Raw genomic sequence first — 25,347 nt, 5'->3', positions numbered from 1 at the left:
TTAAGGTCACCGGTTATGTCTATGGAAAATAACGCGCCTCCCTCTGACAAGCGCCCAGGCAAGCGTACAAGAAACTTCGCCATTTTATTACTGATCCTGATCCTCGCGGCAGGAGGCTGTCTGGCCTGGTATCTGCTTTACGCCCGCTATTACGAGAGCACCGACGATGCTTACGTCAACGGAAATCAGGTCACCCTGACACCGCAAATCACCGGTACCGTGACTCAGGTGACCGTGGATGAAGGCGATTATGTCGAAAAAGGCCAGCCCCTGGTTCTGCTGGACCCAAGCGATACCGCCATCGCCCTGCAGCAGGCTGAAGCCAATCTCGCCAGCACAGTGCGTCAGGTGCGTGGTCTCTATAGCACTGCCGACAACTACCGTGCACAAGTTGCTGCCAAAAAAGTAGCCCTGCAAACAGCGAAAAGTGACTACTTGCGCCGGGAAAAAATTGTCAATTCCGGTGCCATTGCGGTGGAAGATCTGGCGCACTACCGTGATGCCGTGACCAGCGCGCAAAGCGATTTACTGGCTGCCGAGCAAGCGCTCAAAACCAATCAGGCGATGGTTGATGACACCGTGGTGGATAACCATCCTGAAGTCAAAACCGCCGTTGCGACGCTGCGCCAACGCTATCTCGATAACTCCCGCAGCACCATTGTTGCGCCCGTCAGTGGTTACGTCGCTAAACGTGCTGTGCAGCTCGGGATGCGTGTCACCTCCGGCACCACGCTGCTTGCCATCGTGCCGCTGAATGAAGTGTGGGTGGATGCCAACTTTAAAGAGAGCCAAATGCAGGACATGCGCATTGGGCAAAAAGTAGAGCTGAATGCGGATCTCTATGGCGATAACGTGAAATATCACGGCACCATCGAAAGTCTCGGCATTGGTACCGGTAGCGCATTCTCACTGTTGCCAGCCCAGAACGCCAGCGGCAACTGGATCAAAATCGTCCAACGCCTGCCGGTACGCATCACGCTTGATCCACATGACATGCAGAAGCATCCGCTGCGTGTGGGTCTGTCGATGAACGCTGAGGTGGATATCCGCAATCAGGGTGGTCACCTTCTGCCACAAAAAACCGTCGAACAGCCGCGATTCCGTACCGATGTGTATGAAACGCCAATGGAAGCAGCCGATAAACTGGTGGCGAAAATCCTTCATGACAACACCAGCGCTGTAGCCCAGCGCTAAGAGAGAAGCTATGTCAGAGCCGAAGGCAGCCTTTACGCCCCCCAGCCTGTTCCTGGCGACGCTTGCCCTGTCGCTGGCGACCTTTATGCAGGTGCTGGACTCCACCATCGCCAACGTGGCGCTGCCGACAATCTCCGGCAACCTGGGCGTTAGCGCCGATCAGGGGACATGGGTTATCACCTCTTTTGCGGTGTGTAACGCTATTGCTCTACCGTTGACAGGCTGGTTTACCCGCCGATTCGGGCAGTTGCGGTTGTTTATCGCCTCGGTGATGTTCTTTACCCTGACGTCATTTCTGTGCGGCTTCGCCCACAGCATGACGGAGCTCATCATCTTCCGTGCGTTGCAGGGCTTTTTCGCCGGGCCGATGTTCCCGATGTGTCAGACGCTGTTGCTGGTTATCTTCCCGCCGATGAAACGCAGCATGGCGCTGGCGCTGCTGTCGATGGTGACCGTGGTGGCGCCTATCGTGGGGCCTATCACCGGCGGCTGGCTTACCGATAACTACTCCTGGCCGTGGATCTTCTACATCAACGTGCCGATTGGGATTTTCGCCTCCATCGTGGTCTGGTCGCAGCTGCGCATGCGTGAAGAAACAACGCAGTCATCGCCTGTCGACTATATTGGCATCGCGCTGTTGGTGCTTGGCGTAGGCCTGCTGCAGGTGGTGCTGGATAAGGGCAACGACGAAGACTGGTTCTCTTCTACGCCCATTATCGTGATGTCTATTGTCTCGGCGATCAGCCTGATTTGCTTTGTGATATGGGAGCTGGACGAACGTCACCCGATTGTGAACCTGCGGCTGTTCAAAGACCGCAACTTCGCCATCGGCACGTTGGCGCTGATGCTGGGCTATGCCGCGTTCTTTGCCATCAACATTATTCTGCCGCAGTGGTTGCAGACCCAGATGGGCTACACGGCTATCTGGGCCGGTCTCGCCGCTGCGCCGATGGGCTTCTTACCACTGGTGCTGACGCCGGTCATCGGACGTTACGCCACCAAAGTGGATTTGCGAATTTTATGCTCAGTGTCATTCCTGACAATGGGGGCATCCTGTCTGATGCGCGCGCAGTTCAATACTGACGTGGATTTCCGCACCATCGCCAGCGTGCAGATGTTTATGGGGATTGGCGTGGCCTTCTTCTTCATGCCGCTGACCACCATTGTGCTGTCGAATCTGCACGGTAACGAAGTGGCGGAAGGTTCAGGACTGGCCACGTTCTTTCGCGTACTCGGCGGCTCCTTTGCCTCATCGTTAACCACATGGATCTGGCAGCGCCGTGAAGTTTTCCACCACGCGAATCTGACCGAGAGCGTGACACAGTACAACCCAGCGGCTATGGATTACGTAAATAAGATGGGTGGCCCGACGCAGCAGCATCTTGCGATGATTGACCAGGTGGTTACCCAGCAGGCCTACATGATGTCGACAATCGACTATTTCTGGGTGCTCGGCTGGGGTTTTATGGCGCTGATTATCATCATCTGGTTCACCCGCCCGCCGTTCGTGAAATCGGGTATGCCAGGCGCCCCCGCAGCAGGTCACTAAACTGAAATTCACATAGGCAAACTTAGCTGAACGAGCACTGCGTACGGATGGCTCTATCGAGCGCCGGGCCAGTGGCTCTTCCCTGCCCTCTATCACGCAAGACCGCCTGGAATGGGCTCTGGAGATGATAAGAGCGTTGAATAACATTGACCCTATTTCTGATAACGGTGTTTAACGTTTACTGCTCAGTTATATCGCAACGGCGTCTGCCCAACAGCTGATAACAATTGTCGAGTCCACGGGTGGCGTGGCGCCCGAAAAATTTGATCCACACTGCCGCTTTCGACTACCTCGCCGTCTTTCATCACTGCAATACGATGACTCATATGCTGCACCACGCCCAGATCATGAGAGATAAACAGCATTGACAGATGCAAACGGCGTTGCAGCGCTACCAGCAAATCCAACACTTGCGCCTGGGTGGTGACATCCAGCGCCGACACCGGCTCGTCGCAAATCAGAATATCCGGCTCGCAGGCCAGGGCCTGGGCGATGGCGATACGTTGCCGCTGCCCACCGGAAAGCGTGGCCGGACGTCGCGTCAGCAGATCGGGACTTAAACCAACCAGCGCCAGCAACGCCTGCGCACGTGACAACCGGTCCGCGGCTGTGAGCGTCGTATGCAGGCGCAGAGGCTGTTGCAGCAATTGCGCCACGTTATATTGCGGATTAAATGAACCCAGCGGATCCTGCACAATCGTCTGGATACGCGCCCGCAACGGCTGCCGCTGACGTTCTGTCAGCCTGCTCCATGGTTGCCCAGCGAGAAGGATCTCGCCCTGTTGCGGTGCCTGCAGCGCCAGCGCCAGTTTGCCTAGCGTGGTCTTCCCGCTACCGGATTCGCCCACAATGCCCAGCGTTTCGCCCTGCGCGACCTCTAACGTCACCTGATTGACGGCCTGCAAGCGACGGCCATCCGGCAGAACATACGCCAGTGATACGTTATCGGCAGCCAGCACGGGTGTGGTGCTGTCAGTACTGATGTTCTCCCGCACTACCGTTTGACCCAGCGGATCGTTTCCTGTTAACCACGTCCCACGCGTACCGGCAGAGGGAATGGCCGCCAGCAGACGGCGGGTATAAGGGTGTTGCGGCGCATGCAGCACCTGTCGCACCTTGCCGCTCTCCACTGCTTTGCCCTGCCGCATCACCACCACACGGTCGGCAATATCCGCCACCACCGATAAATCATGGGTGATCAGCAGCACGCCATGCCCGGCATCCGCCAGGGCCCTGAATACATTCAAAACTTGTTTTTGTACGGTGGCGTCCAGCGCGGTAGTAGGTTCATCGGCAATGAGTAATCGCGGCCCCGCCGCCAGCGCCGACGCGATGAGCGCTCGTTGGCGCAAGCCACCGGAGAGTTCATGTGCGTACTGCGCCATCCGGTTATGCGGATCGGGGATGCCGGTTTGCGTTAACAGCTCCGCCACGCGTTCGCGAACTGCCGCCCCCCGTTCCAGGCGGTGCGTCAACAACGGCTCCGCGACTTCCTGACCAATCCGGCGCAGCGGGTCAAGCGAGGTCAGTGCATCCTGCAAAACAAAACCAATTTCGCGCCCGCGTAGTTGCTGCCAACGGCGGGCATCGCACGCCAGTAAATTCTGCGACAGGCCATCGTGCCCATGCAATATCAGGGACTCGGCGCGAACAGCCGCCCCTGCCCCCGCCAGCCCGACTAGCGTCCGGGCCGTGACGGATTTACCCGAACCGGACTCGCCCACCAAAGCCAGGACTTCACCGGCATGCACGTCAAACGATAAGGCGTTAACCGCCTCAATCAGCCCCTGCGGCGAGGGGAAGCTGACGCTCAGTTGCGCCACCTGTAACAGCGGTTGCTGGAAGGTCTCTGAAGTCATGCGATCCCGCCTTTGGCAATAAGGGTTTGAACACGTCGGCCCAGCAGCGTAATGGCAATCACCGACAGCGCGACAACGCTGGCGGGCAGCAGGCTGACCCATGGGGCGCTATCGAGAAAATTACGTCCCTCAGAGAGCAATGCGCCCCACTCCGCCGTCGGCGGAGTCACCCCAAGTCCAAGGAAACTGAGGGCCGAGGCGGATAATATGGAATACCCTATCCCCACCGTTGCCAGTACCAGCAGCGGGCGCAGCGTATTGGGCACAATATGGCGCAAAATAATCACCATTGGCGGCTCTCCCAACGCCACCGCATGCTGCACATACCCCGATAACCTGACCTGCAACACTTGCGCGCGCACCAGCCTGGCATAGCCAGCAATGCCGGCCAGTCCGACCGCCAGCAGGGTATTCTCTGGCCCACGCCCCAACACCGTGATAGCCAGCAGCGCCAACAGCAAATCGGGGAACGCCAGCATAATGTCCAGTAGCCGTACGAGTAACTGCCGTACCGCCCTGGGCGCAAGACCTGCCAGTGTCCCCAGCACAATACCGCCCGCGCTGGCAATCAGGGTCGCGCCGACCCCAATGCTCAGCGACAGCGAGGTGCCATACACCACGCGGGTAAACACATCACGCCCCAACTGGTCAGTACCGAACCAGTGTCTGAGGTCCGGCGGCTGCAAAATCGCGCTGAAATCCATCTGTTCGGGGGTGTACGGCGTGAATAGCGATGGAAAAAACACCGCCACCACGAGCAGTAGCACCAGTAACAACGGAATGCTGGTACCCGGCGCCAGCCACGGGTTACGATAGCGCCCCCCGTCGCGGCGGGCCACCCGCAGTAAAAGATCACTCATCAGCATGCCCTCGCAGACGTAGACGGGGATCGATCAGTAAATAAAGGGTATCAATCAGCAGGTTAATCACCACAAACAACAGCGCGGAGAACATCACCACCCCCAGCACCAGGGGCATGTCTCGGTTCTCAATCGCACCGAGAGTGATTTGCCCCAGCCCCGCCCGACCAAATACCGTTTCGGTCAGAATTGAGCCGCCTAATACGCTGGCCAGCAGCGTCCCCGTCAACGTCGACACCGCCAGCGAGGCATGGCGCAACGCATGCCGTAAGCGCAGCGCAGTTTCACTCACCCCTCGCGTACGCACGGTCATGGCGAACGGCTGCGAAAGCGCCTCCTCCAGCCCATCACGCAGCACCTGGCTGAGTGTCGCAGCCAGCGGCAGGCTGAGCGTCACCACCGGCAGCACAAGGGCGATCCAGCCATCGTTACCGGTCACCGGAAACCATTGCAGTTTGAAACTGAAAATGCTCAACAACACGATGCCGATCCAGTACACCGGTGTGCTAAGCAGCATCAGCTCCAACCCGGCAAGCAGAGACCGCAGACGCGGATGACGTCCGGCTGTCAGTAATGCGTTAAATACCGCCAGTACCAGTGCCAGCGCCAGGGCGCTGACGGCCAGCGGCACCGTCTCTTTCAACGCTGCGCTAATCACCTGCACAACAGGCTGGCGATACTGATAACTCACGCCAAGGTTGCCCGTCAGCGCCTCGCCACAGTAGCGCAAATATTGCCACCACAGTGGCTTATCCAGGCCGAACTGGCGGGTCAGTGTCTCGCGAAAACTATCATCCACAACGCTGTTGGCGCTGCCTATCAGAATTGCCACAGGATCGCCGGGGATCAGTTTTACCGCAACAAACGTCAGCGTTGCCGCGCCCCACAGCACGGCGAAAATGGTCAGCAGGCGCTTGCCTGCTGCCAGCAGCTTAGCGTTGGATCCAGACATCATAGAAATTCGGCTTCGCGTTCGTGGCCCAGCTAATGCCCTGCACCTGTTTGGCTTTCCCTAACTGATATGCCGGGATGTATATTGGCACCGCCCAGGCCTGATCGATGATCTGCTGCTGGATGGCATAGTAGATGCGTTTACGCTCGGCTTCGCTGGCACCGACAGCGGTTTCCAGTTGGCTATCCAGCGCTTTAACGCGGCTGAAGTTGTTCCCCTTCGGCGGAATATAATTGGAATGGAAAACGGTACGCAGGATGTCCGGCTCCGGGCGAACAAAATAGTTCGAGATAATGTCGTACTGGTTAGCCGCCGTGCGACTGCTGAGAATGCCTGAATCCACCGGATCGAGTTTCAGTTCAAAACCGGCTTGTTTTACCTGGTATTGAATTGCCTGGAACAGCGTCACGTCAGCGGCTTCGACATCGTTTGAAGAGTAGGTAAATTGCACAGTAAGGCGTTTACCCTCCTTGACCCGGTAGCCTTCTCCATCGGTTTGCTGCCAGCCGGCTTCATCCAGAAGACGGCGGGCTTTTTGCAGATCAAACCCCCACTGGCTGGCAATGGCCGGATCGTAATCCAGCGTAGCGGGTCCAAGAATATTGTCGGCAGGTTTCAGGATGCCAAAGAACGCGGCTTTAACGGCAGTAGTGCGATCGATGGCGCTCTGGAAGGCCTGCCGCACTTTCAGGTCGCTGAAGATCCCTGTGTCGCTATTCAAATAAAGGACGCGCGGAACGCCGGGGTTTTCCCTGGTGATCACATCCAGCTTCGGATTATTTTTTACCTGCGCATAATTCACCGGCGGAATGGCATCGATCACCTGTACCTGCCCGCTATTCAGCGCGCCAAGACGTACCGCTGACTCCGGCAGGTACTTAAATTCGATCTTATCCAGCCATGCCGGGCCTTTATGGGTGGCATAGCCCGGACCCCAGTTGTAATCGGCGCGCTTGCTGAGTTTACTCCCGCTGCCTTTGACAAACGATTCGAGGATAAAGGGACCGGAACCGACCACGGTATTGCTGGTATTCGCCGTTTTCTGCAGATAAGCCGGTGACTGAATACCGAGATACGGCAAGCTCAGCCCCTGCAGCAGCGGTGCGAAAGGCGTTTTATAGCGGATCACCACGGTGTACTCATCTGGCGTAGTGATCGCGTCAATCGGCCCCAACAACGATTTGGAGTAACTGGAGGTGGTTTTCGGATCGAGTATGCGTTCAAAGTTATATTTTACCGCCGCAGCATCCAGTTTCGTGCCATCACTAAAAGTCACATCCTTGCGAAGATGGAAGGTGTATTCGCGGTTATTGTTTTTAATTTCCCAGCGTTCCGCCAGCCATGGTGTAAAGCTGTTATCTTCCGCCTGGCCGACCAAAGAATCCACCACGTTACGCGTAACCAGAGCGGTGACGGAATAAGCGGTAATAGAGGGGTCAATAATCGGGGTATCGCTGCCCAGAGCGACCGTCAGCACACCCCCCGCGACAGGTTTATCCTGTGCGTGAGTGGTGAAGCTGGCAGTAAGCGTTAGCGCGGAAAGCAGACTGATGCGCAATAAACTGTTCTGTAAATAAATGCTTCGTTTCATCCCTTTTCCTTGGCCTGGTTTTTGTTAAATATCTGGCAATTAAAGTCCATTGTAGGGGGAGAGCCGCCGTCGAGTAACGATGGATAATTTATATCTATTTCTGAAAATAGCTTTTACTTCAGGGGGAGGAAAAGAAAAAAAGAGCCCCCCGAGCTACAGGCTCCAAATAAAATAATATAAACTCTCTACCGCCATTATTTCTCTCAAAAGAGTCAGAAGGCAGCTAAATTAACCCTCCGACTTTATTAAGATAAAAATGTGAAATAAGAATCGGCATTAACGGTAATGCTAAGTTTCGCCAACAAGACGCAGAACGTCGAGATATAACCCGTATTCAGGAGACGCCGCGTCCGGCGCCCCCTGTGATCCACCTCGCGGCTACTCCTCGTACGCCGCGTGATGGAAATCAATTTCCCACTGCAGCACCTCGCCGTAAAGCGCCGATAACGCCTGCTTTTCGTCTTCACTCAGCGCCATGGCGCAGCGGTCGAGTTCGTTTTTTAGCCAGAGAGCCTGCTGATAAAATTCGTCCTCCGCGTGCATTTCCACCCAGCGTCGTAAATCAGCATCGCTCTGATAATGTTCGCTCGCCCGTCGGCACCAGAAATAGTACATCCATTCCGCACCGAACATCAGGGTCACAATCTGCTCATAGCTGCCCTCGTGGGCGGTCCGCAGCATACCGTCGCGAAAGCGCCGTACCCCGGGCAAATCATCCGGGTACTCAGCGGGATCGATCTGCCGCGCTGACAACACCTGTTCAAACCACGCGATCTGTATATCAACCAGGGCATTCAGCACGCCAATCAGCCAGCGCTGCTGTTGAATACCCGGCGCTTTGCTGACCCCGAGGGCAAAAATCGCGATCGCCGTCGCGACAAAGTTGCCCTCAAACACCAGATAGCGGTTGAAGACGACTGTCGGCAGACGATCCTGTTCGATATCAGTCACAAACGGGTGCTGCTGCATCGCCTGCCACGCCGGTTGATGTTCGCGCAGCAGGCGTTCGCTAAACGCTTCCATTAAGCTTCCTCCAGCGCGGCCTGCGCGACCGACATAAAATGTTTCACCCGGGCCAGCTCAACATCGTTCCACCAGACGCCATCGACCTTCATTGTACTGGCCACAATGACCCCCTGAGTCCGCCCGAGGATCTGCATCACGTTAGCCGGTGTCACCCCGGAGCCCACCAGGAGCGGTAGTTCCGTCGCCGCGCGGATCTCGTCAATTTCCGCCATCGTGGCGCTATCGCCCGTACGCTGGCCGGTGGCGATCACCGCATCAGCCTCGAAGAAATCGACATCGCGCGTCAGTTCCTGAATCGAACGATCGGCGACAATGGCATGGCTACCGTGCTTAACGTGGCTATCGGCAAAAACGCGAATATGTTCAGCGCGCAGCATACTGCGGTAGCGCAGCGCCTTAGCGGCCGCCCCTTCTATAAATCCTTCGTTGGCGATATAGGCGTTGGCCCACTGATTTACGCGGACGAAATCGGCGCCTCCCGCCAGGGCGATCGCCATTGCCGGGATCGCCGCGTTAGCCAGAACGTTAATGCCCAGCGGCACAGCAAAACGTTCACGAACTTTCTCGGTAATGACCGCCATCAGCGCTGAGGTTTCATGGCCGATATCCTCAGGTTTAGAGAAAGGAATATCGCCATGGTTTTCAATAATCAGACCATGAACACCGCCTGAAATATAATTTTCAGCATCGCGAAGTGCACGTTCAACAATATCAGAGACTGATTTTCCTCGATATTTTGGCGAGCCAGGAAATGGGTCACAATGAATAACACCAATAACAGCCTTGCTTCGTGAAAAAATAGCTTGTATTGCGTTCGTTTTTTCTGCTGAGATAGCAACCATCTTATCCATCCTGTTAAGGGAACACTATGCGTGTTTACGTTACTGGTAATATTACCGTAGATGAAACCTGGTCCATTCCGGATATACCGAAAAAAGGAGCCTCCATTCACGGCGTTAAAGTGTCGCAGGATATCGGCGGTAAAGGCGCGAACCAGGCGATTATATTATCCCGCTGCGGAATAGAGACGCGTTTAATTGCCGCCACGGGAAATGACAGCAACGGCGCGTGGATCCGCCAACAGATAAAAAATGAACCACTGACGCTACTACCCGACGGCCATTTCAATCAACATAGCGATACCTCGATTATTTTAAATAGCGCTGATGGCGACAACGCCATCATTACCACTACGGCGGCGGCCGATACATTCAGCCTGGATGAAATTATTCCGCATATGGCGGATGCCGTCGCTGGCGATATTCTGCTGCAGCAGGGCAATTTCTCCCTCGATAAAACGCGGGCGCTGTTCCAGTACGCCAGAAGCCGCGGCATGACGACGGTATTCAACCCCTCACCTGTCAATCCTGACTTTTGCCATCTGTGGCCGCTCATCGACATCGCGGTGGTCAATGAATCCGAGGCCGAGCTGCTCCAGCCATACGGGGTGAGAACCTTAGTGATTACCCAGGGCGCCGCAGGCGCCTGGCTGGTCCAGGAGGGCCAGCGTCAGTTTTGTCCCGCCGTGCCCGCCGAGGCGCTTGATACTACCGGCGCGGGCGACACGTTCCTCGCCGTCATGTTGGCCTCCGCCCTGCTGCGCGGCGTCGTGCCGGATGCACTGGCGCTGGCGCACGCCAGTCGCGCTGCCGCCATTACCGTTAGCCGCCGGGGGACGCTCAGCGCGTTTCCCGGCAGCAGTGAGCTCGCCGCCCTGTTAACCACGGACAGCGCGCGCTGACCTACTTAAACAGCGGACGGTATGAATCGACGTTCGCTTTGGTCACCACCGTCGCCGGAACCAGAATGGTTTTCGGCACGGTTTTACCCGACGTGATGCTGTTCAGCGCATTCAGGGCTTCGGCGCCCATCTTTTCCGGGTCCTGCTGCAGTACGGCGGTGACATAGCCGCCGTCCATACCGGAAATCGCCTTCGCCGTCAGATCCCAGCCAAAGACTTTAATATCTTTCTGCCGCCCCTGGTTTTCTACGGCGGCGATAGCGCCGAGCAGCGCGGGTTCGCCGGTGGCATAAATCGCTGTCAGATCCGGGTTACCGGTGATCAGGTTTTCCGCCGCGGTCATCGCTTTATCCTGCACGTTCTGCCCGTCGACCACGTTAGCGATAGTAATCTTCGGATTGCTTTTCAGCGTCTCTTCGAACCCTTTCTGCCGCTGGTTCTGAATGGCCGAATTCAGCGCACCGACAATACCCAGTCGCGCCTGGCCGCCCATCTCTTTCTGCACGTAGTCCACAAAGTATTGACCGATAATTCTGCCGCCTTCAATATTATCAACGCCGACCTGAGCTGCCTGTGGCCCGGCCGGTAATACGGCATCAATCGCAATCACCGGAATGTTTGCGGCGGCGGCTTCTTTAACCGCTGGCATGATCCCGTTAACGTCGATAGCAGCAACCAGAATGCCTTTAACGCCTTGCTGAATATAGTTTTCTATCGCGTCGTTTTGCGCCACGGGATTATCGTTAGAGTTAAAAATAACTAAATCCTTGCCACTGGCTTTGGCCGCATCCTGTGCGCCTTTATTCATCAGATTAAAGAACAGCGCCTGTTGGTTGATTTGTACCAGCGCATAAGTCGGACCGGCAGCGCTGGCGGCAGAAATAAAACTCATTGATGCCAGCATGGTCGTGGCGACAGCAAGGAAACGCAGTTTTCCGGTGTGAAATAACATCATCAGTATCCTCGTCGGGAATAGTTGATAGCCAGCAGAGTTCCGCGCCGCATGCGAACGCAGAAGGATTATTTTTTTGGCGGGCAAATATCGTCTATATCGCCAGAACAATCATTGAACGTTCGGCGGATACCTGCTTAATGTCATCCCGGCAACCGGTCCGTGTCGGTGCGCGACTGGAATAACTTAAACGGGGTTGGGAATGACTTCCCGGATGATGCGGTAAACTGCCTATACAATTCTCTGCTGATTAAAATTTGTCAAGCATTTATTTTTGGTGATTGTTCGCAGAGAAATTGCTGTATCCACCGCGCTTAACTATGTTACAGATAGCCGATTCTGGCAGAAATGGCGCAGGAAATGAGTATAAAACGCGTATTGTTATCCGATGTGGCAAAGCTGGCGGGGCTGTCGAAGGCGACCCTGTCGCGCTATATGAACAACAGTATTGTGCTGCCGCAGGACACCATCGACCGCATCGAAACCGCCATTCGCGAACTGGACTATCGCGGCAATAGCCTGGCACGTCGTCTTAGCAAAGGCGGCAGCGAAACGCTTGGCCTGGTGCTTCCCGATATTACCAACCCCTTCTTTGCCGAACTGGCCGACGCTGCCGAAGAGGCTGCTTCTGCCAGCGGCTACAGCCTGGTGCTGTGTATCACCCGCAACAACCCGGAAAAAGAGTGCCAGTTCATTCGCTGGCTGGATACCTGCCAGGTCGACGGTCTGCTGTTCACCACCAACCGCCCCGATAATGGCCTGCTGCGCAAGGAAGTCCAGCGTCACGAACGCATTGTCCTGCTGGATGAAGATATTCCCGGCAGTAAGGTACCGAAAGTGTTTGCCGATAACGTCCAGGGCGGGCGGATCGCCACCGAAAAACTGATCGCCGCCGGGCATCGCCATATCGCTTTCGTCGGTGGCCCGGACAAGCTGATGAGCGTCCGTGAGCGCTATCAGGGCTTTTGCACCGCGATGGAGCAAGCGGGCCTGAGCTGGCCGCCCGAATGGGTGATGTATGGCGACTACCAGCGCGAGTTTGGCCAGCAGGCGCTGCGGTACCTGTTCAGCCAACCGGTTCGCCCCACCGCCGTCTTCGCGGCCAGCGACTATCTGGTGCTCGGCCTGCTCGATGGCTTGCGCGCCAGCGGGCTCCAGGCGCCGGAGGCGCTTTCGTTAGTCGGCTTCGATGACGCCAACTACGCCGATTTTACCCAGCCGCGGATCTCCACTATCCGTCAGCCCGCCCGCGAACTGGGCCGTACCGCGGTGAACATCATGATGCGCCTGCTAAACGACGATCCGGACATCCCTGCGGAAACCCGCCTGCCGGTTGAATGGATTGGCCGCGACTCGATCAAGATCTGTTAAGCCCGTCCCAAAATGGCGCAAAAGTGCCCGCTTTTGGCGCAAAAAACGATCAATTAACAATTTATTCACTATAATCAGTAAACCGGTTTACCGGATTGTATTCAATTAAGTGTATTGAATACATATGGTTAAGTTACAGGGCTGCTGTGTGGTTCCTGCCCTGGCACGGATGCTGCAATGTGCTTACTGGCGAACAAATATCTTACATAGCGTTTGTCCTGACTGCCCTGGCGAGTGCTCTATTCCGCAGGTAAACCGGTTTACTAGATTGTAAACCGTGTCGGATAGAGTCCCTCCCGCAGGATGGCGAACATTTTCCCGGCCACAGCGATGGGAGTTATCAGATGCAGCAGCCACAAACTACCCCGCCAAGGGTAGAGATGATCAATATCACCAAGACCTACGGGTCGATACGCTCATTGCGCGGAGTCAACCTTGAGCTGGCCCCGGGCGAAGTGCTGGGCTTAGTGGGCGATAACGGTGCGGGAAAATCCACCCTGACCAAAGTGCTCTCTGGCGCGGTGATCCCCTCCAGCGGCACGATTCGTATCGACGGTGAACAGCAACAGTTTACGAATCCGGCCGATTCGCGCCGTTGCCATATCGAGATGGTCTACCAGGATCTGTCGCTCTGCGACACGGTCGACGTCGCGGGCAATCTGTTTATGGGCCGTGAGCCGATGAAATCGGTCCTCGGCATCCCCTTTCTCGACGAGGCCAAAATGCACGCCGATGCCAGAGAGATGCTTAAAGGGCTCGGGATCTCCATTCCGGATACTCACCTGCTGGTGCGAAATCTCTCCGGCGGCCAGCGCCAGGCTATAGCCATCGCCCGCGCCGCGGCCTTTGACCCGAAAGTGCTGATTATGGATGAACCCACCGCCGCGCTGGCCGTCGCGGAAGTTGAAGCGGTTCTGGAGCTCATTCGCCGCGTTTCCGCTCGCGGGGTGAGCGTGATTCTGATTACCCACCGCCTGCAGGACCTGTTCCTGGTCTGCGACCGGATCATGGTGATGTATGAGGGTACTAACGTCGCCGACAGACGGGTGTCCGACACCAGCCTGAGCGATATCGTTAACCTGATTGTGGGCGAAAAATTCACCGCCCGCTCTGCGGCAGCACATTGAGGTAACAGGATGAGTATCATGAACTTAAGCAGCTCCCGCATGATCCAGCATTCGCTGCCGCGCCGCCTGCTGCATAACCACTCAGGCGTGGTCAGCATCGCGCTCTTTTTCGTCTTCTGCTGCGTGGTGTTTTCGCTGATCACCAGCAACTTTCTCACCGGCACCAACTGGCTCAACATTATCCGTCAGAGCGCCCCGCTGCTGATCGTCGCGACGGCTATGACTCTGGTCATTACCACCGGCGGTATCGATCTGTCGGTAGGCTCCACCCTGGCGCTGGTCGGCGCGCTCTCCGCTATCGCCCTGAATAACTGGGAGCTGCCGTGGCCGGTGGTACTCCTCGGCGGCCTGCTGCTCGGCGGATTCGTTGGCGCCATCAACGGCTTCTTTATTGCCTATGAAGGCATTCCGGCGTTCATCGTCACGCTCGCCACCCTGGCCGTAGTTCGCGGCATCGCGCTGCTGGTCACCCAGGGCTACTCGATTCCGGTACCGGCTGACAGCCTGTTTACCTTTATCGGACGCGCGTGGGTAGTTGGTATCCCCATGCCCGCGCTGATCGGCATGATGATACTGGTGATCGGGCATATCGTTCTCAACCATATGCGCTTTGGCCGCTACGTGACCGCTATCGGCGCCAACGCCGAAGGCGCGCGGCGCAGCGGCATTAACACCAAAGCGGTCACCATGAAGGTCTATATCATCAGCGGAATGGCCGCCGCGCTGGCGGGGATGATCATTACCGCACGCCTCGGCAGCGGCTCTTCCAACCAGGGCGAAGGCTTTGAACTGCAGGTCATTGCTGCCGTTGTGCTAGGCAGCACCAGTCTGTTTGGCGGCTTCGGGACTATTATTGGCACGCTGCTGGGCGCGCTGTCGATTGCGGTCATTCAGAACGGGCTGATCCTGTCGCATATTTCGCCGTTTTACACCCAGATAGCCACCGGCACCATTATCCTGCTGGCTATCTGGCTGAACACCCGCATTCTCAACCCGACGCGCTCCGCGGCAAAAGGATAGCTGATGAAAGGATCAATTTTTCGCCATCCCTCCCCGCTGCCAGTTGGCGTCAGCAGCGGTTATGTAATGACTGTGCTTGGCCCACTACCGATTAACGAAATGGGCGTTACTCTGATGCATGAGCATATTCTGCTGGATGCCTCCGGCAAATGGGTGCCGCCCTGCTGCTGCAGCGATCGCCATCTTGCCGAAATGCCGGTGAAAATGGAAAACCTTGGCGAACTGTCGCTTAACCCGCTGATGAGCCGCGATAACTGTCAGCTGTTTGATGTCGACGTTGCGATTGACGAGCTGACTAAATATCGAGCCCTTGGCGGAGAAACGGTGGTCGACCCGACCAATATCGGCATTGGCCGCGATCCGAAAGCGCTGGCGCGCATCGCGCGTCTGACCGGTCTGAACATCATTATGGGTACCGGGCTCTATCTGGAAGCTTCGCACCCTGAGTGGGTAAAAATCAGCAGCGTCGAACAGCTGACCGAACGGCTGATTTACGATCTTGGCGGCGCGGAGGAGAAACCGGAGGTGCTCGCCGGGCTCATCGGCGAAATCGGTATCTCCAGCCGCTTTACGCCGGATGAGGAGAAATCCCTGCGCGCTGCGGGTCGGGCCAGCGCCGCGACCGGCGTGCCGATCGAGGTCCATCTGCCCGGCTGGGAGCGGCTGGGCCATCGGGTGCTGGATATTCTCGAGCAGGAAGGCGCCGATTTACGCCATACCGTGCTGTGCCATATGAATCCCAGCTTTGCCGATAAGCGCTACCAGCGCGAACTGGCACAGCGCGGGGCGTTTCTCGAATACGACATGATCGGCATGAGCTATTACTACGCCGACGAGTCGGCGCAGTCGCCCTCCGACGAGGAGAACGCCCGCGCGATCCGCGAGCTGATTGACGACGGCTACATCCAGCAAATTCTGCTGTCGCAGGACGTCTTCCTGAAAACCATGCTCACCCGCTACGGCGGCCACGGTTATGGCTACATACTCAAGCATTTTGTTCCCCGTCTGCGGCGCCACGGCGTCAGCGGCGAACAACTTGAAACCTTAATGATTGGAAACCCCCAGCGGGTCTTTGGCGGATAAAAGGAAACGTCATCATGCAGAAAAAAATCTTACTGGTCGGTGAGTCCTGGACCAGCACCTCAACGCACGTTAAAGGCTTCGACCAGTTTGCCACCGCCACCTGGCACACCGGCGCAACGGACTTTCTGGCCGCGCTCGCCGACAGTCCCTATGCCATTACCTATATGCCCGCCCACGCGGCGGCGACCGACTTTCCGCTGACGCTGGAAGCGCTGCAGGAGTGGGATGCGATTATTCTCTCGGACATTGGCGCCAATACGCTGCTGCTGCATCCGGACACCTGGCTGAAGAGCCGCCGAACCGCCAACCGTTTAACGCTCCTGCATGATTACGTGGCCGGCGGGGGGGCGCTGATGATGATCGGCGGCTATTACAGCTTCCAGGGAATCAACGGCGGCGCGCGCTACCGCCATACCGCGGTGGAGAAAGTGCTGCCAGTACGCTGCCTGGCCTGGGACGATCGCATTGAAACCCCGGAAGGCTGCTATGCCGAAGTGACGGAGTCTCACCCCCTGTTTAACGATATTCCGGGCGAATGGCCGTGGCTGCTGGGCTATAACGAAGTTGAAATGCACCCGGAAGGCAAACTGCTGGCGACCGTGGCCGGTACCGGTCATCCGCTGCTGGCTGTGCGCGAATATCAGCAGGGTCGCTCGCTGGTGTGGACCAGCGATATGTCGGCGCACTGGCTGCCGGAAGAGTTTGCCAAGTGGCCCAGCTATCGCCAGCTGTGGATTAACTGCCTCGACTGGCTGACGGAACGCCGCTGATGACCGCGACCCTTGAGCTCGCCCGGCAGCTGCTGGGCTTTAACACCATTAACCCGCCGGGCAGCGAAGCCGACTGCATGCGGTTCTTCGCCGACTGGCTTGACGATAGCGGTTTTGAGGTTTCGCTGTCGTCGTTCGGCGAGGGACGCTGCAATCTTATCGCCAGCCTGCCCGGGGCGAAGAGCGGTAAACCGCTGGCCTTTACCGGACATCTGGATACCGTCCCGCTGGGAAATGCCCGCTGGCAGTACGATCCTTTTGGCTCGCAGATGGAAGACGGGCGTCTTTATGGCCGCGGATCCAGCGATATGAAAGCGGCGATAGCGGCGTTTGCCGTCGCCTGCGTTCATCAGCGGGAAGCGATCCTCGCCGGACGCGGCGCGGTATTGCTGATAACCGGCGGAGAAGAGACCGGCTGCGACGGCGCGCGGGCGCTGATCGCCTCCGCAACGTTGCCGGAGGTGGGCGCGCTGATCGTCGGTGAACCCACCGCCAACTATCCGGTTATCGGCCATAAAGGCGCGCTCTGGCTACGCTGCGAAACGCGGGGGAAAACCGCCCACGGCGCGATGCCGGAGCTGGGGATCAATGCTATCTATCTTGCGGCGGATGCGTTGGGTAAGATTCAGCATTTTTCACCAGGCGCGCCGCATCCGCTAATGAAGCAACCCACCCTCAACGTCGGACGCATAGAAGGCGGACTCAATATTAATTCCGTACCGGACCGCACGCGTTTTGATGTCGATATCCGCAGCGCGCCCAATTTACAGCACGCCACTATCCGGGAGCGCTTGACGACGCTGCTTGGCGAAAGCGTCACCGTCTCCACGCTGGTCGACCTGCCTGCCGTCCTCAGCCGGGAGGATCACGCGTGGATTAAGCAGGTTTACCAACGCTGTCAGCCGCTGCACGCTGAGCCGATTGCGCCGCGCGTGGTGCCCTACTTTACCGACGCCTCGCTGCTGCTGCCTGCATTGGGCGATCCGCCCTGTATTATTCTCGGCCCCGGCGAGCCGTCGATGGCGCATCAAACCGACGAGTACTGCCTGCTCAGCCGACTGGCGGAGGCAGAACAGCTATACGGTGACATTATTCGCGACTGGATGGCATCACCGCCCGCGACGAAAGTAAAAAATGAGTGACACTGTCACTGAAAGCGCGTGCCATGCATTCAGCGTTTGAATAATTTCGCGGAATAACAGAGGATAACCGCCTCGTACACGACGGTATCCCCACCAGCAAGGAGGCTTAGCATGTCCGTGAAAACCAACGCTGTGCTCGTTTGCACCCTCTCTTTACTTCTTTCCGCCTGCTCGGGTGGTGCTTCTGCGCCGGACAGCGCCGAAGACGCTAAAATATCGGCTGAAGTGGATAAGATACTTCGCGATTATCAAACGGGTTCCGATACTTCACCCCAGGCCAATGCCTCACGCTATCTGGCGCGGATCCAGGCGGCTATCTTCGCTAACATAGACCAGCCGGCCTCCTGGCAAGGGCAAAAATGCTCGGTGCGCTTTACGCTGCAGCGTGACGGGACAGTGCAGGATCCGACGGTCGAGAGCGGCGATCGGCCATTCTGCGCGCAGGTGATGTCCGCGCTGAAAAAAGCCAACATCCCGCCCGCGCCGGACGAAAAAACCTATCAAACCTTCAGTCATGTCGTGCTGGACGTGAAGCCCTGAGCTTGCCGGCAGAAATGGCCCCGGCCATCACCAGGGCCATTTCGAACAAGATAAGCTGACAGCCCTGCTTAACAGACGCTTTTTGGCGATCAGCGAGGAATGATTCAATAGTAACAGGCTGGCGCAAGCCTGTTTTTTTTCCATTCTTCAGGATCGTGGCCGGGTATGAATACCGCATGATATCGCTCGGTAAGCTGACGCAGCTTTCGCACTGACTGAGCGACATCAGTAGCAGACGTCATTAGCCCCGGGAGCGCCTTCTCATGGTAATGATCTAAGGTATAAGCCGCATCAATCGCTAGCGTAAAATTTGTACCACCCGGTAAGCGGATAAGAAAAGATTGATGGCCCGGTGAATGCCCTGGGGTGAAAATACATTGTAACGTGCCATCACCGTAAAGGTCATAGTGATCATCGGACAACCCGTTCAGAAATAGCCAGTTAAGTTGGGGACGATCGAAATCGCGTCGGCAATAGGCTCCCGAAGTAAACCAGTCAGGGGCAAAGGCATATTCATACTCTTGCCTCTGGACAACATGCGTAGCATGGGGGAAGCGACCAATTGCTCCCGTATGATCAGAGTGCAAATGGGACAGGACCACATAGCGGATATCCTCAGGAGCAATGCCAATCCTCTTAAGTTGTTCCACGCAACCCTGTTCTTCTGACATCACCGGTTTAAACTGTTCTACAGCACTTCCCCAATAACCGCTGGGATCTTTCAATCCTTCGACAGCCAGACCGCCGTCAATCAGCGTAAACCCATCCGGATGGGTCAGCAGAAACCAGGGAACAGGGATCTCATAATGCTCTCCCACGCCCTGATTCATCCGGATATGCTGATATCGACAATGCTGTGTTCCTGACTGGAACATGAAAAGCTTTATCTCTGGCATCATTATTTTCCACCAATAAATCAATTAAATAGATTGAAATTTAGCCTGACTCAGGCCTTGAGTCTGGATTTTTCATCATTTCGTAGGAAAGCAGTAGATGCCTGTCCCCACTTACATTTATCGGTAAAGCCAATATAATTGGTGAATGGATCTCTTCTCAGCAATGCGCATATTTATCAGGGTGGTTGAACGGGGCAGCATGTCGGCTGCAGCCCGCGATCTCGGCATTGGCCAGCCCGCCGTGAGTGAAAGAATAGAAAAACTGGAAGCACATCTTGGGACACGTTTGCTTAGGCGCAACACGCGTAACATGTCTCTAACGCACAGCGGTAACGTGTTTTATGAGCGAAGCAAAACGGCCGTTCAGGCGGCAGAGCATGCTCTTTCTGTGAATGAGGAAAATCAGGGGCTGCAAGGCAAAATCCGTATTGCCGCGCCCTATTCCGCCGGAGAAAGCCTGCTGATGCCTGCATTGTTGCAGCTTCAGAACGAGCATCCGGAGCTGCAGGTCGATGTCATTTTTAACGACCGCGTCATCGATCCCGTCACCGAGGGGGTCGATTTATCACTGAGGTTAGGTGATGTCTCCGAAGGCTTTTTTGTCGCACGTCCGCTTGGCGCCGTGCGCAGAGTGCTAGTGGCCTCTCCGGCTCTGCTGGCGAAAATGGGTCATCCTGACACGCCGGATGCGCTGACAGATTATCCATTTGCTGCTGTTTCCGGTGTATTCGCCAGTAATCGCATTCAATTGATCGCTTCCGAAGATCAACTCATTAATGTTCCCGTCAATATTCAATTTCAGTCCACGCACTGGCGGAGTGTCCTCTCCTGGTTATTAGCGGGACATGCCATTGGTGTTTTGCAAAGTCCGGTTTGCAGAAAAGAAATGGAAGACGGCGCGCTCATCCCCCTCTTAAGCCACTATCCGATCCCGCCATTTAGTGCCTGGTTGCTCCATCCACCGGCTGGGATGATGTCGTATGAAACGCGAATTTGTGCCTCCCTGCTGGAGGGCTATCTCAGAGATTTGTTGCTTGAACCGGCCGGCTGAATAAAACAGCGCCGCTCTGGCGCGCTGAAGATGGCCTCTTGTTAATGACTCAATCTCTGATGCATGAAATCAATAAGCGCTCTTGTTTTTGCCGGCAAGTAACGCCGATCTGAATACAGAGCGAACAATTGCAAGGGGGCTGCCGATTGTTCAAATTCAATCTCGATTAACCGCCCATCATCAATATAGGGTTGGCAGGCTTGTTTCGACAGGATGGCAAAACCGACACCTGAGATGGCCGCCCGCCCTGCCATCTCTCCGCTGTTGACCCGATAACGACCGTTAACCTTGATCGTCTCGAATCCGCCCTTTTTATTCACAAACTGCCAGGGAGCGCCTTTAAGCGCATTCACCGTTGTAATACAGGGTAACTCTTCAAATTGCTGAATTCGAGAAGGCGTGCCATAACGCTGGATGACGGAGGGGGCCGCAACGATGGTGCAAGGGATCGTCACCAGATGACGGGCGATGTAGTCACTGTCATCCATCTGACCACGGCTAACAATGACAGCTAAATCCAGATCATCTCGCAGGGATTCATAACCCGACAAATTTGTGACGCAACTTATCTCCAGGTCCGGATGCTGACAGGCGAAATCAGCAACAACAGAGCCCAGCAATACAGGACCGATTTCATTGGGAATACAGATACGTAATGGCCCCTTGAATTGCATTTGTCGCAACGTTAATTCGGTTTCAGTTTGCTCAAGTGCTTCCAGTAATGGCTTCGCCCGGGTATAGAGTAGATGCCCCGCCTGTGTGAGTTTCATATGTCGGGTACTGCGCTCAATGAGCTGAAGATTCAGTTTGTCTTCTAACTGAGAAATGCAACGGCTCACATTTGATGTCGGCATTTCCAGGGCTTTCGATGCCCCGACAAAACTGTCTCGTTCCACCACAGCAATGAAGATTTTCAGCGCATTAAAGTCCAGGACCGGCCGCATCAACTATCCCACATATGATAATAATGAGTGCCATTTTTATCATCTAATCGACAGGTTTGATAGCAGTTAAGCTAGGATATCTTTCATCCACAGGTCGCTTGCTATGCCACTGGTCACCACAACATTTAATCAAAAGGCACTCATTCGGATTGCTTTGGTAATCGCTTTTGTCCAGTTTACTAATGCGCTGGAATATATGATGTTCAGCCCTGTTTTTACATTTATGGCTGCAGATTTCGCTGTTCCCGTCACCTTCTCTGGCTATGTATCCGGTATGTACACATCTGGAGCCGTCCTGTCAGGAATTATCGCCTTTTACTGGGTTGACCGTTGCAATAAGAAACGTTTTTTAATCGCTAATATGGTACTGCTAGCCATGGCGACACTGTTGACGACATTGACCACCAGTTTCCCTCTTCTTCTTACATTGCGCTTCTTCGCAGGACTGGTTGGCGGTACGACAATGGGGGTGGGGATCACTATTTTGATAAACCACACGCCGGCTGACTTGCGCGGAAAAATGTTGGCGACGGTGATTGCGTCATTTTCGATGGTCAGCATCGTGGGGATGCCCGCTGTACTATTTTTGTGTACTCATTACGGTTGGCATGTCGCGTTGTGGTTAATCTGTACACTGTGTTGGTTGGCATTGCCGCTGATCGTCTTCATCATCCCTCAGGATCCCGTCACTTTCGACACGTCCCACGCGCTGCCCCTCGATGTAGATACTTTACTGTTTGCTTCCGGTAATGCGCTGGTACAGTTTAGTCCAATGCTGATCATTCCTGTTCTGGCGCCATTAATGACGCAGCTGTTGGGGGCTTCTCAAGGTCTGCTGCCCTGGTTGTTCTTCGGCGGGGGTCTGGCGGGGTATCTGTCTACCAGAATGACAGGCGCATTAACCTCTCGTTTTTCTGCTTTGAGTTTGGCGACCGGGTCGACCCTCGTTTTTATCCTGAGCTTGCTGATACCCCTCCTGGGCTATCCGCATCCGGCGCTATTTATTACGTTGTTTCTCGGCTCAGCTTACAGTCGTCTGGTGTCATCGTCGGCGGTGACGATTCAGTTTCCTGATAACAACCAACGAGCGGGATTCTCTTCATTACAGACATCCATGATGTATCTGATGACGACTGCCGCATTTTTCCTGTCTGCTTTTTTGTTACCCGACCATCGCATGGCGCTACAAAATATGGACACGCTGTTGGCGGTATGTGCAATTACCGCATCAGGAACCCCAATTATTGTCATCGTTTTGCAAAAGAAACTGGCTAAGCGTACGTTCGAGCCCGATCGTTACAGCACTGAGTAGTACTCCACGGGTTGCTCATTTTTTAAGACAAAAACAGGGGCATACGCCCCTGCGTGACTACCGCCGACTCATGGCCAGCTTCGCGGCAAATATCAGAAACAGGCAGCCGGTTGTCCGATCCATCCATTTCACCACGGCTGGTTTTTTCAGGATGCCGGCGGCATAGCGAGTGGCGGTAATCAGCGTTAACGACCACAGCGTCCCTATCAATACATGGATGGTGACCAGGAGAAAGGTCCAGTTGATCGGTGAATGCCCGGCAGGGATAAACTGGGGCAAAAACGAAACGTAGAAGACGCCCATTTTGGGGTTAAGCACATTCCCCAGCATCCCACGCAGGAACCAGTTACTCGTGGAATCTGATTCGGTCGGGTTGGGGTTAAATTGCTGGCGTGGGCGCAGGAGCAACTGGATGCCCAGCCAGCAAAGGTATCCTGCTCCGCACCATTTCAATAAGGTATAAGCCAACTCAGAAACCGCCAGTAGCGCACCTAAACCAAAGGCCACCAGCGCGCCCCAGATAAAGCATCCGAGATCAATGCCTAACGCGGCATGCAAGGCTTTGCGTCCCCCTTCAGCGGTCGCCGTGCGGAGGATAAGAGCAGTATCAAGACCTGGCGTCAGGGTAAGCAGTGTGGCAGCGAGGGTGTAAGCAAGAAGTGAATCAGTGACGAGCATTTCCTGTCTCCGAAAGAGATAAGGCTACTGAAGCATTCACATTTTTGCAACAACAATGTTCACCCTGCTCCACTTTTACCCAGCCGTCTACCTGACGCAACTCAGCCCATAACTAAGGACCACTCGGTTATGGGCTGAGTTGCAGGACTAGCTCAACGCCATTGATAAAATAATACAGGGGTAAGTTAGCTCACTTTAATATCATTAAGGTCGATATCCTCTTCTTCGTGATCATGAGTAACCAGCACATCACGCGGAATATCTTTTTTGATGACAGCATAAACCGTGGCGGTAACAACAATATTCACCAGCAGGGCCATAATGCCAGCCATCGGGTGTGACATGGTGGGGATCATCAGTACCCCACCAAAAGGCACCGTGGCATCCGCACCATACACCATGGTGACTGCGCCACCGCACGCGCCACCGATGGCCGCGGCGGCGATACCGCGGACGATATCGTTCATGACGATCGGGATAGAGCCTTCAACGATATTAACAATCCCCATTGGAACCGCCGATTTTAAGGTTTCCACTTCTTCACTGTTATAGATGTTCTTACGCAGAAGCTTAGCAATGAAGAAAGCCAGGCCGAAACCAATAGGCGTTGCGGTGTTAACTAACTGAAGCGCGGTAATCGGCTCATTTATTCCCTGCGCCTGCAGCGTGAGAACGAAGGCAAAGCATGTCTTATTAAGCGGGCCGCCAAAGTCAACAATACACAGAGCGCCTATCACTGCGCCCAACACAAGATTCGATGACGTGCCCATACTTCTCAGGAAAGATGTCAGCGCTTCCGTAAAGATACCGATAGGCGTACCAATGATATAGACCATAATCAGGCAGCTGATAATGGAGGCAAAAAAAGGCACGATCAACGTTGGCATCAAACCGCGAGCCCAGTCAGGCACCTTGACGTTTTTAATGATCGCCAGCGCGATATAGCCGGCAATGTAGCCACCGATCATCCCGCCGATAAAGCCTGCGCTGATGGTGTTCGCCGCCAGCCCGACGACAAATCCTGGTGCGATGCCCGGCTTGCCAGCAATCGAGCCGGAAATACCCACCGCAATGACCACCGGCAACAGCCCAAGCGCCTTAGCGCCCAGAGTGGCCATCGCCTGCCATAAATCAAATTGCCCCGGCGTTAACGTGTCCTGCACCGTTCCACCAAGCCCCATGCCGATGGCAATAATAAACCCAGCACCACAGACAATGGGGATCAGAAATGAGATAGCGGTCAGCAGATGTCCTTTAGGATTTGCTGCTTGCCATATTTGTTTTAGAGACATAAATTACGCCCTTAAGTATAGAGTCAGCAGGCCGAAATAAAATTATGAATTGACTATTTCACTGAGTTTTTCAATCAGTTTATTGGGGGATTTCACTGCCGTTTCCGTGGCGACTTTGACCACTTTCTTACCCGCAAACCGTTCTTCTTCCGTCACTTTAACATCCGCGGCAAGCAGAACAATATCTGCCATGGCAATCTCATCAGCGGTTAACTGATTCTCAATGCCGATGGTCCCTTGGGTCTCGATTTTAACGTTATGACCGGCTTTTTTGGCGGCTGTTTCAATTTTCTTTTGAGCAATATAGGTGTGTGCAATCCCCACCGTACAGGCGGTAACTCCGACAATATTCATCACGATTCTCCGTTAATTCATTTAATAATGATATAAAAGAATG

Annotated in this window: 24 protein-coding genes; 12 read left to right on the top strand and 12 right to left on the bottom strand. The window is 55.3% G+C overall.

Features of this window, described 5'->3' with window-relative positions:
* Positions 1-15 precede the first annotated feature (15 nt).
* Positions 16-1,194, top strand: coding sequence for an efflux RND transporter periplasmic adaptor subunit (locus tag N438_RS03105; protein WP_181400985.1), 1,179 nt, complete (start codon positions 16-18; stop codon positions 1,192-1,194).
* A gap of 10 nt (positions 1,195-1,204) precedes the next feature.
* Positions 1,205-2,743 (top strand): DHA2 family efflux MFS transporter permease subunit, encoded by a 1,539-nt coding sequence (locus tag N438_RS03100; protein ID WP_012968223.1) that lies wholly within the window; start codon positions 1,205-1,207, stop codon positions 2,741-2,743.
* Positions 2,744-2,928: 185 nt separating this feature from the next.
* Here the strand turns inward: N438_RS03100 and N438_RS03095 are convergent, their stop codons facing one another.
* The 6 genes from N438_RS03095 to N438_RS03070 all read right to left on the bottom strand — a co-directional run bounded on the left by N438_RS03095 (position 2,929) and on the right by N438_RS03070 (position 9,873).
* A complete protein-coding gene (locus N438_RS03095; RefSeq protein WP_060619569.1) occupies positions 2,929-4,602 on the bottom strand; it encodes an ABC transporter ATP-binding protein in 1,674 nt (557 codons plus the stop codon).
* Positions 4,599-5,462 (bottom strand): ABC transporter permease, encoded by an 864-nt coding sequence (locus N438_RS03090; protein WP_012968221.1) that lies wholly within the window; start codon positions 5,460-5,462, stop codon positions 4,599-4,601. Before N438_RS03090 ends, N438_RS03095 begins: the two co-directional genes overlap by 4 nt.
* Positions 5,455-6,417: an ABC transporter permease gene (locus tag N438_RS03085; protein WP_008804871.1), complete on the bottom strand. Its 963-nt coding sequence runs from the start codon at positions 6,415-6,417 to the stop codon at positions 5,455-5,457. The genes N438_RS03090 and N438_RS03085 overlap by 8 nt, the downstream gene beginning before the upstream one ends.
* Entirely contained in the window at positions 6,395-8,005 is a 1,611-nt protein-coding gene (locus N438_RS03080; RefSeq protein ID WP_116696070.1) for an ABC transporter substrate-binding protein, read from the bottom strand. The genes N438_RS03085 and N438_RS03080 overlap by 23 nt, the downstream gene beginning before the upstream one ends.
* Before the next feature lie 378 nt (positions 8,006-8,383).
* Positions 8,384-9,028 (bottom strand): TenA family protein, encoded by a 645-nt coding sequence (locus N438_RS03075; protein WP_002904912.1) that lies wholly within the window; start codon positions 9,026-9,028, stop codon positions 8,384-8,386.
* Positions 9,028-9,873 carry a BtpA/SgcQ family protein gene (locus N438_RS03070; protein WP_032740651.1) on the bottom strand — a complete coding sequence of 282 codons (846 nt, stop codon included), beginning with the start codon at positions 9,871-9,873 and terminating at the stop codon, positions 9,028-9,030. Before N438_RS03070 ends, N438_RS03075 begins: the two co-directional genes overlap by 1 nt.
* Positions 9,874-9,899: 26 nt before the next feature.
* Between N438_RS03070 and N438_RS03065 the strand changes: the two genes are divergently transcribed.
* Positions 9,900-10,772: a PfkB family carbohydrate kinase gene (locus tag N438_RS03065; protein WP_072123131.1), complete on the top strand. Its 873-nt coding sequence runs from the start codon at positions 9,900-9,902 to the stop codon at positions 10,770-10,772.
* Position 10,773: 1 nt separating this feature from the next.
* On the opposite strand, the gene N438_RS03060 is transcribed toward N438_RS03065, so the two are convergent.
* Positions 10,774-11,727 (bottom strand): substrate-binding domain-containing protein, encoded by a 954-nt coding sequence (locus tag N438_RS03060; protein WP_004190071.1) that lies wholly within the window; start codon positions 11,725-11,727, stop codon positions 10,774-10,776.
* Positions 11,728-12,072: 345 nt separating this feature from the next.
* On the opposite strand from N438_RS03060, the gene N438_RS03055 reads away from it, so the two are divergent.
* The 7 genes from N438_RS03055 (at position 12,073) to tolA (ending at position 18,777) form a co-directional block, all read left to right on the top strand.
* Positions 12,073-13,095, top strand: coding sequence for a LacI family DNA-binding transcriptional regulator (locus N438_RS03055; protein ID WP_004190069.1), 1,023 nt, complete (start codon positions 12,073-12,075; stop codon positions 13,093-13,095).
* 380 nt (positions 13,096-13,475) lie between these two features.
* Positions 13,476-14,222 carry an ATP-binding cassette domain-containing protein gene (locus tag N438_RS03050; protein ID WP_074186512.1) on the top strand — a complete coding sequence of 249 codons (747 nt, stop codon included), beginning with the start codon at positions 13,476-13,478 and terminating at the stop codon, positions 14,220-14,222.
* A gap of 18 nt (positions 14,223-14,240) precedes the next feature.
* Positions 14,241-15,242 (top strand): ABC transporter permease, encoded by a 1,002-nt coding sequence (locus N438_RS03045; protein ID WP_165818783.1) that lies wholly within the window; start codon positions 14,241-14,243, stop codon positions 15,240-15,242.
* A gap of 3 nt (positions 15,243-15,245) precedes the next feature.
* Entirely contained in the window at positions 15,246-16,325 is a 1,080-nt protein-coding gene (locus N438_RS03040) for a phosphotriesterase-related protein (RefSeq protein WP_032417129.1), read from the top strand.
* Positions 16,326-16,339: 14 nt separating this feature from the next.
* Positions 16,340-17,095: a glutamine amidotransferase gene (locus N438_RS03035; protein ID WP_116696068.1), complete on the top strand. Its 756-nt coding sequence runs from the start codon at positions 16,340-16,342 to the stop codon at positions 17,093-17,095.
* A complete protein-coding gene (locus tag N438_RS03030; protein ID WP_004199916.1) occupies positions 17,095-18,237 on the top strand; it encodes a M20 family metallopeptidase in 1,143 nt (380 codons plus the stop codon). Before N438_RS03035 ends, N438_RS03030 begins: the two co-directional genes overlap by 1 nt.
* Positions 18,238-18,348: 111 nt before the next feature.
* Positions 18,349-18,777, top strand: a complete 429-nt coding sequence (gene tolA, locus N438_RS03025; protein WP_008804864.1) for a cell envelope integrity protein TolA — start codon at positions 18,349-18,351, stop codon at positions 18,775-18,777.
* A gap of 104 nt (positions 18,778-18,881) precedes the next feature.
* Here tolA and attM read toward each other — a convergent pair whose 3' ends face one another.
* Entirely contained in the window at positions 18,882-19,676 is a 795-nt protein-coding gene (attM, locus tag N438_RS03020; protein ID WP_004218740.1) for an N-acyl homoserine lactonase AttM, read from the bottom strand.
* 160 nt (positions 19,677-19,836) lie between these two features.
* Between attM and N438_RS03015 the strand changes: the two genes are divergently transcribed.
* On the top strand, positions 19,837-20,724 hold the full coding sequence (locus N438_RS03015; RefSeq protein WP_023340151.1) for a LysR family transcriptional regulator: 888 nt from the start codon (positions 19,837-19,839) through the stop codon (positions 20,722-20,724).
* Between the two features lie 41 nt (positions 20,725-20,765).
* Here the strand turns inward: N438_RS03015 and N438_RS03010 are convergent, their stop codons facing one another.
* The gene (locus N438_RS03010; RefSeq protein ID WP_004190055.1) at positions 20,766-21,668 is read right to left on the bottom strand and encodes a LysR family transcriptional regulator; all 903 of its coding nucleotides are present in this window, start codon (positions 21,666-21,668) and stop codon (positions 20,766-20,768) included.
* Positions 21,669-21,771: 103 nt separating this feature from the next.
* Here N438_RS03010 and N438_RS03005 point away from each other — a divergent pair, with 103 nt between their 5' ends.
* A complete protein-coding gene (locus N438_RS03005) occupies positions 21,772-22,980 on the top strand; it encodes an MFS transporter (RefSeq protein ID WP_046881449.1) in 1,209 nt (402 codons plus the stop codon).
* A 57-nt stretch (positions 22,981-23,037) separates the two neighbouring features.
* Here the strand turns inward: N438_RS03005 and N438_RS03000 are convergent, their stop codons facing one another.
* From N438_RS03000 to N438_RS02990, 3 genes are all read right to left on the bottom strand, one after another.
* Positions 23,038-23,658 carry a LysE family translocator gene (locus N438_RS03000; RefSeq protein ID WP_023340154.1) on the bottom strand — a complete coding sequence of 207 codons (621 nt, stop codon included), beginning with the start codon at positions 23,656-23,658 and terminating at the stop codon, positions 23,038-23,040.
* A 185-nt stretch (positions 23,659-23,843) separates the two neighbouring features.
* Positions 23,844-24,950, bottom strand: a complete 1,107-nt coding sequence (locus N438_RS02995) for a PTS fructose transporter subunit IIC (protein ID WP_012968207.1) — start codon at positions 24,948-24,950, stop codon at positions 23,844-23,846.
* 42 nt (positions 24,951-24,992) lie between these two features.
* On the bottom strand, positions 24,993-25,304 hold the full coding sequence (locus N438_RS02990) for a fructose PTS transporter subunit IIB (RefSeq protein ID WP_116696067.1): 312 nt from the start codon (positions 25,302-25,304) through the stop codon (positions 24,993-24,995).
* Between the last annotated feature and the right edge of the window lie 43 nt (positions 25,305-25,347).

The organism is Klebsiella sp. GL120222-02 (genome assembly GCF_003097195.1).
Taxonomy (GTDB): Bacteria; Pseudomonadota; Gammaproteobacteria; order Enterobacterales; family Enterobacteriaceae; genus Klebsiella; species Klebsiella variicola.
This window is presented reverse-complemented; position numbering and strand designations above follow the sequence as displayed.

What these genes read in the sequence shown, in the direction of transcription:
- N438_RS03105 (WP_181400985.1), top strand. Translation starts at nt 16, where the DNA reads ATGTCTATGGAAAATAACGCGCCTCCCTCTGACAAGCGCCCAGGCAAG.
- N438_RS03100 (WP_012968223.1), top strand. Translation starts at nt 1,205, where the DNA reads ATGTCAGAGCCGAAGGCAGCCTTTACGCCCCCCAGCCTGTTCCTGGCG.
- N438_RS03095 (WP_060619569.1), bottom strand. Translation starts at nt 4,602, where the DNA reads ATGACTTCAGAGACCTTCCAGCAACCGCTGTTACAGGTGGCGCAACTG.
- N438_RS03090 (WP_012968221.1), bottom strand. Translation starts at nt 5,462, where the DNA reads ATGAGTGATCTTTTACTGCGGGTGGCCCGCCGCGACGGGGGGCGCTAT.
- N438_RS03085 (WP_008804871.1), bottom strand. Translation starts at nt 6,417, where the DNA reads ATGATGTCTGGATCCAACGCTAAGCTGCTGGCAGCAGGCAAGCGCCTG.
- N438_RS03080 (WP_116696070.1), bottom strand. Translation starts at nt 8,005, where the DNA reads ATGAAACGAAGCATTTATTTACAGAACAGTTTATTGCGCATCAGTCTG.
- N438_RS03075 (WP_002904912.1), bottom strand. Translation starts at nt 9,028, where the DNA reads ATGGAAGCGTTTAGCGAACGCCTGCTGCGCGAACATCAACCGGCGTGG.
- N438_RS03070 (WP_032740651.1), bottom strand. Translation starts at nt 9,873, where the DNA reads ATGGTTGCTATCTCAGCAGAAAAAACGAACGCAATACAAGCTATTTTT.
- N438_RS03065 (WP_072123131.1), top strand. Translation starts at nt 9,900, where the DNA reads ATGCGTGTTTACGTTACTGGTAATATTACCGTAGATGAAACCTGGTCC.
- N438_RS03060 (WP_004190071.1), bottom strand. Translation starts at nt 11,727, where the DNA reads ATGATGTTATTTCACACCGGAAAACTGCGTTTCCTTGCTGTCGCCACG.
- N438_RS03055 (WP_004190069.1), top strand. Translation starts at nt 12,073, where the DNA reads ATGGCGCAGGAAATGAGTATAAAACGCGTATTGTTATCCGATGTGGCA.
- N438_RS03050 (WP_074186512.1), top strand. Translation starts at nt 13,476, where the DNA reads ATGATCAATATCACCAAGACCTACGGGTCGATACGCTCATTGCGCGGA.
- N438_RS03045 (WP_165818783.1), top strand. Translation starts at nt 14,241, where the DNA reads ATGAACTTAAGCAGCTCCCGCATGATCCAGCATTCGCTGCCGCGCCGC.
- N438_RS03040 (WP_032417129.1), top strand. Translation starts at nt 15,246, where the DNA reads ATGAAAGGATCAATTTTTCGCCATCCCTCCCCGCTGCCAGTTGGCGTC.
- N438_RS03035 (WP_116696068.1), top strand. Translation starts at nt 16,340, where the DNA reads ATGCAGAAAAAAATCTTACTGGTCGGTGAGTCCTGGACCAGCACCTCA.
- N438_RS03030 (WP_004199916.1), top strand. Translation starts at nt 17,095, where the DNA reads ATGACCGCGACCCTTGAGCTCGCCCGGCAGCTGCTGGGCTTTAACACC.
- tolA (WP_008804864.1), top strand. Translation starts at nt 18,349, where the DNA reads ATGTCCGTGAAAACCAACGCTGTGCTCGTTTGCACCCTCTCTTTACTT.
- attM (WP_004218740.1), bottom strand. Translation starts at nt 19,676, where the DNA reads ATGATGCCAGAGATAAAGCTTTTCATGTTCCAGTCAGGAACACAGCAT.
- N438_RS03015 (WP_023340151.1), top strand. Translation starts at nt 19,837, where the DNA reads ATGCGCATATTTATCAGGGTGGTTGAACGGGGCAGCATGTCGGCTGCA.
- N438_RS03010 (WP_004190055.1), bottom strand. Translation starts at nt 21,668, where the DNA reads ATGCGGCCGGTCCTGGACTTTAATGCGCTGAAAATCTTCATTGCTGTG.
- N438_RS03005 (WP_046881449.1), top strand. Translation starts at nt 21,772, where the DNA reads ATGCCACTGGTCACCACAACATTTAATCAAAAGGCACTCATTCGGATT.
- N438_RS03000 (WP_023340154.1), bottom strand. Translation starts at nt 23,658, where the DNA reads ATGCTCGTCACTGATTCACTTCTTGCTTACACCCTCGCTGCCACACTG.
- N438_RS02995 (WP_012968207.1), bottom strand. Translation starts at nt 24,950, where the DNA reads ATGTCTCTAAAACAAATATGGCAAGCAGCAAATCCTAAAGGACATCTG.
- N438_RS02990 (WP_116696067.1), bottom strand. Translation starts at nt 25,304, where the DNA reads ATGAATATTGTCGGAGTTACCGCCTGTACGGTGGGGATTGCACACACC.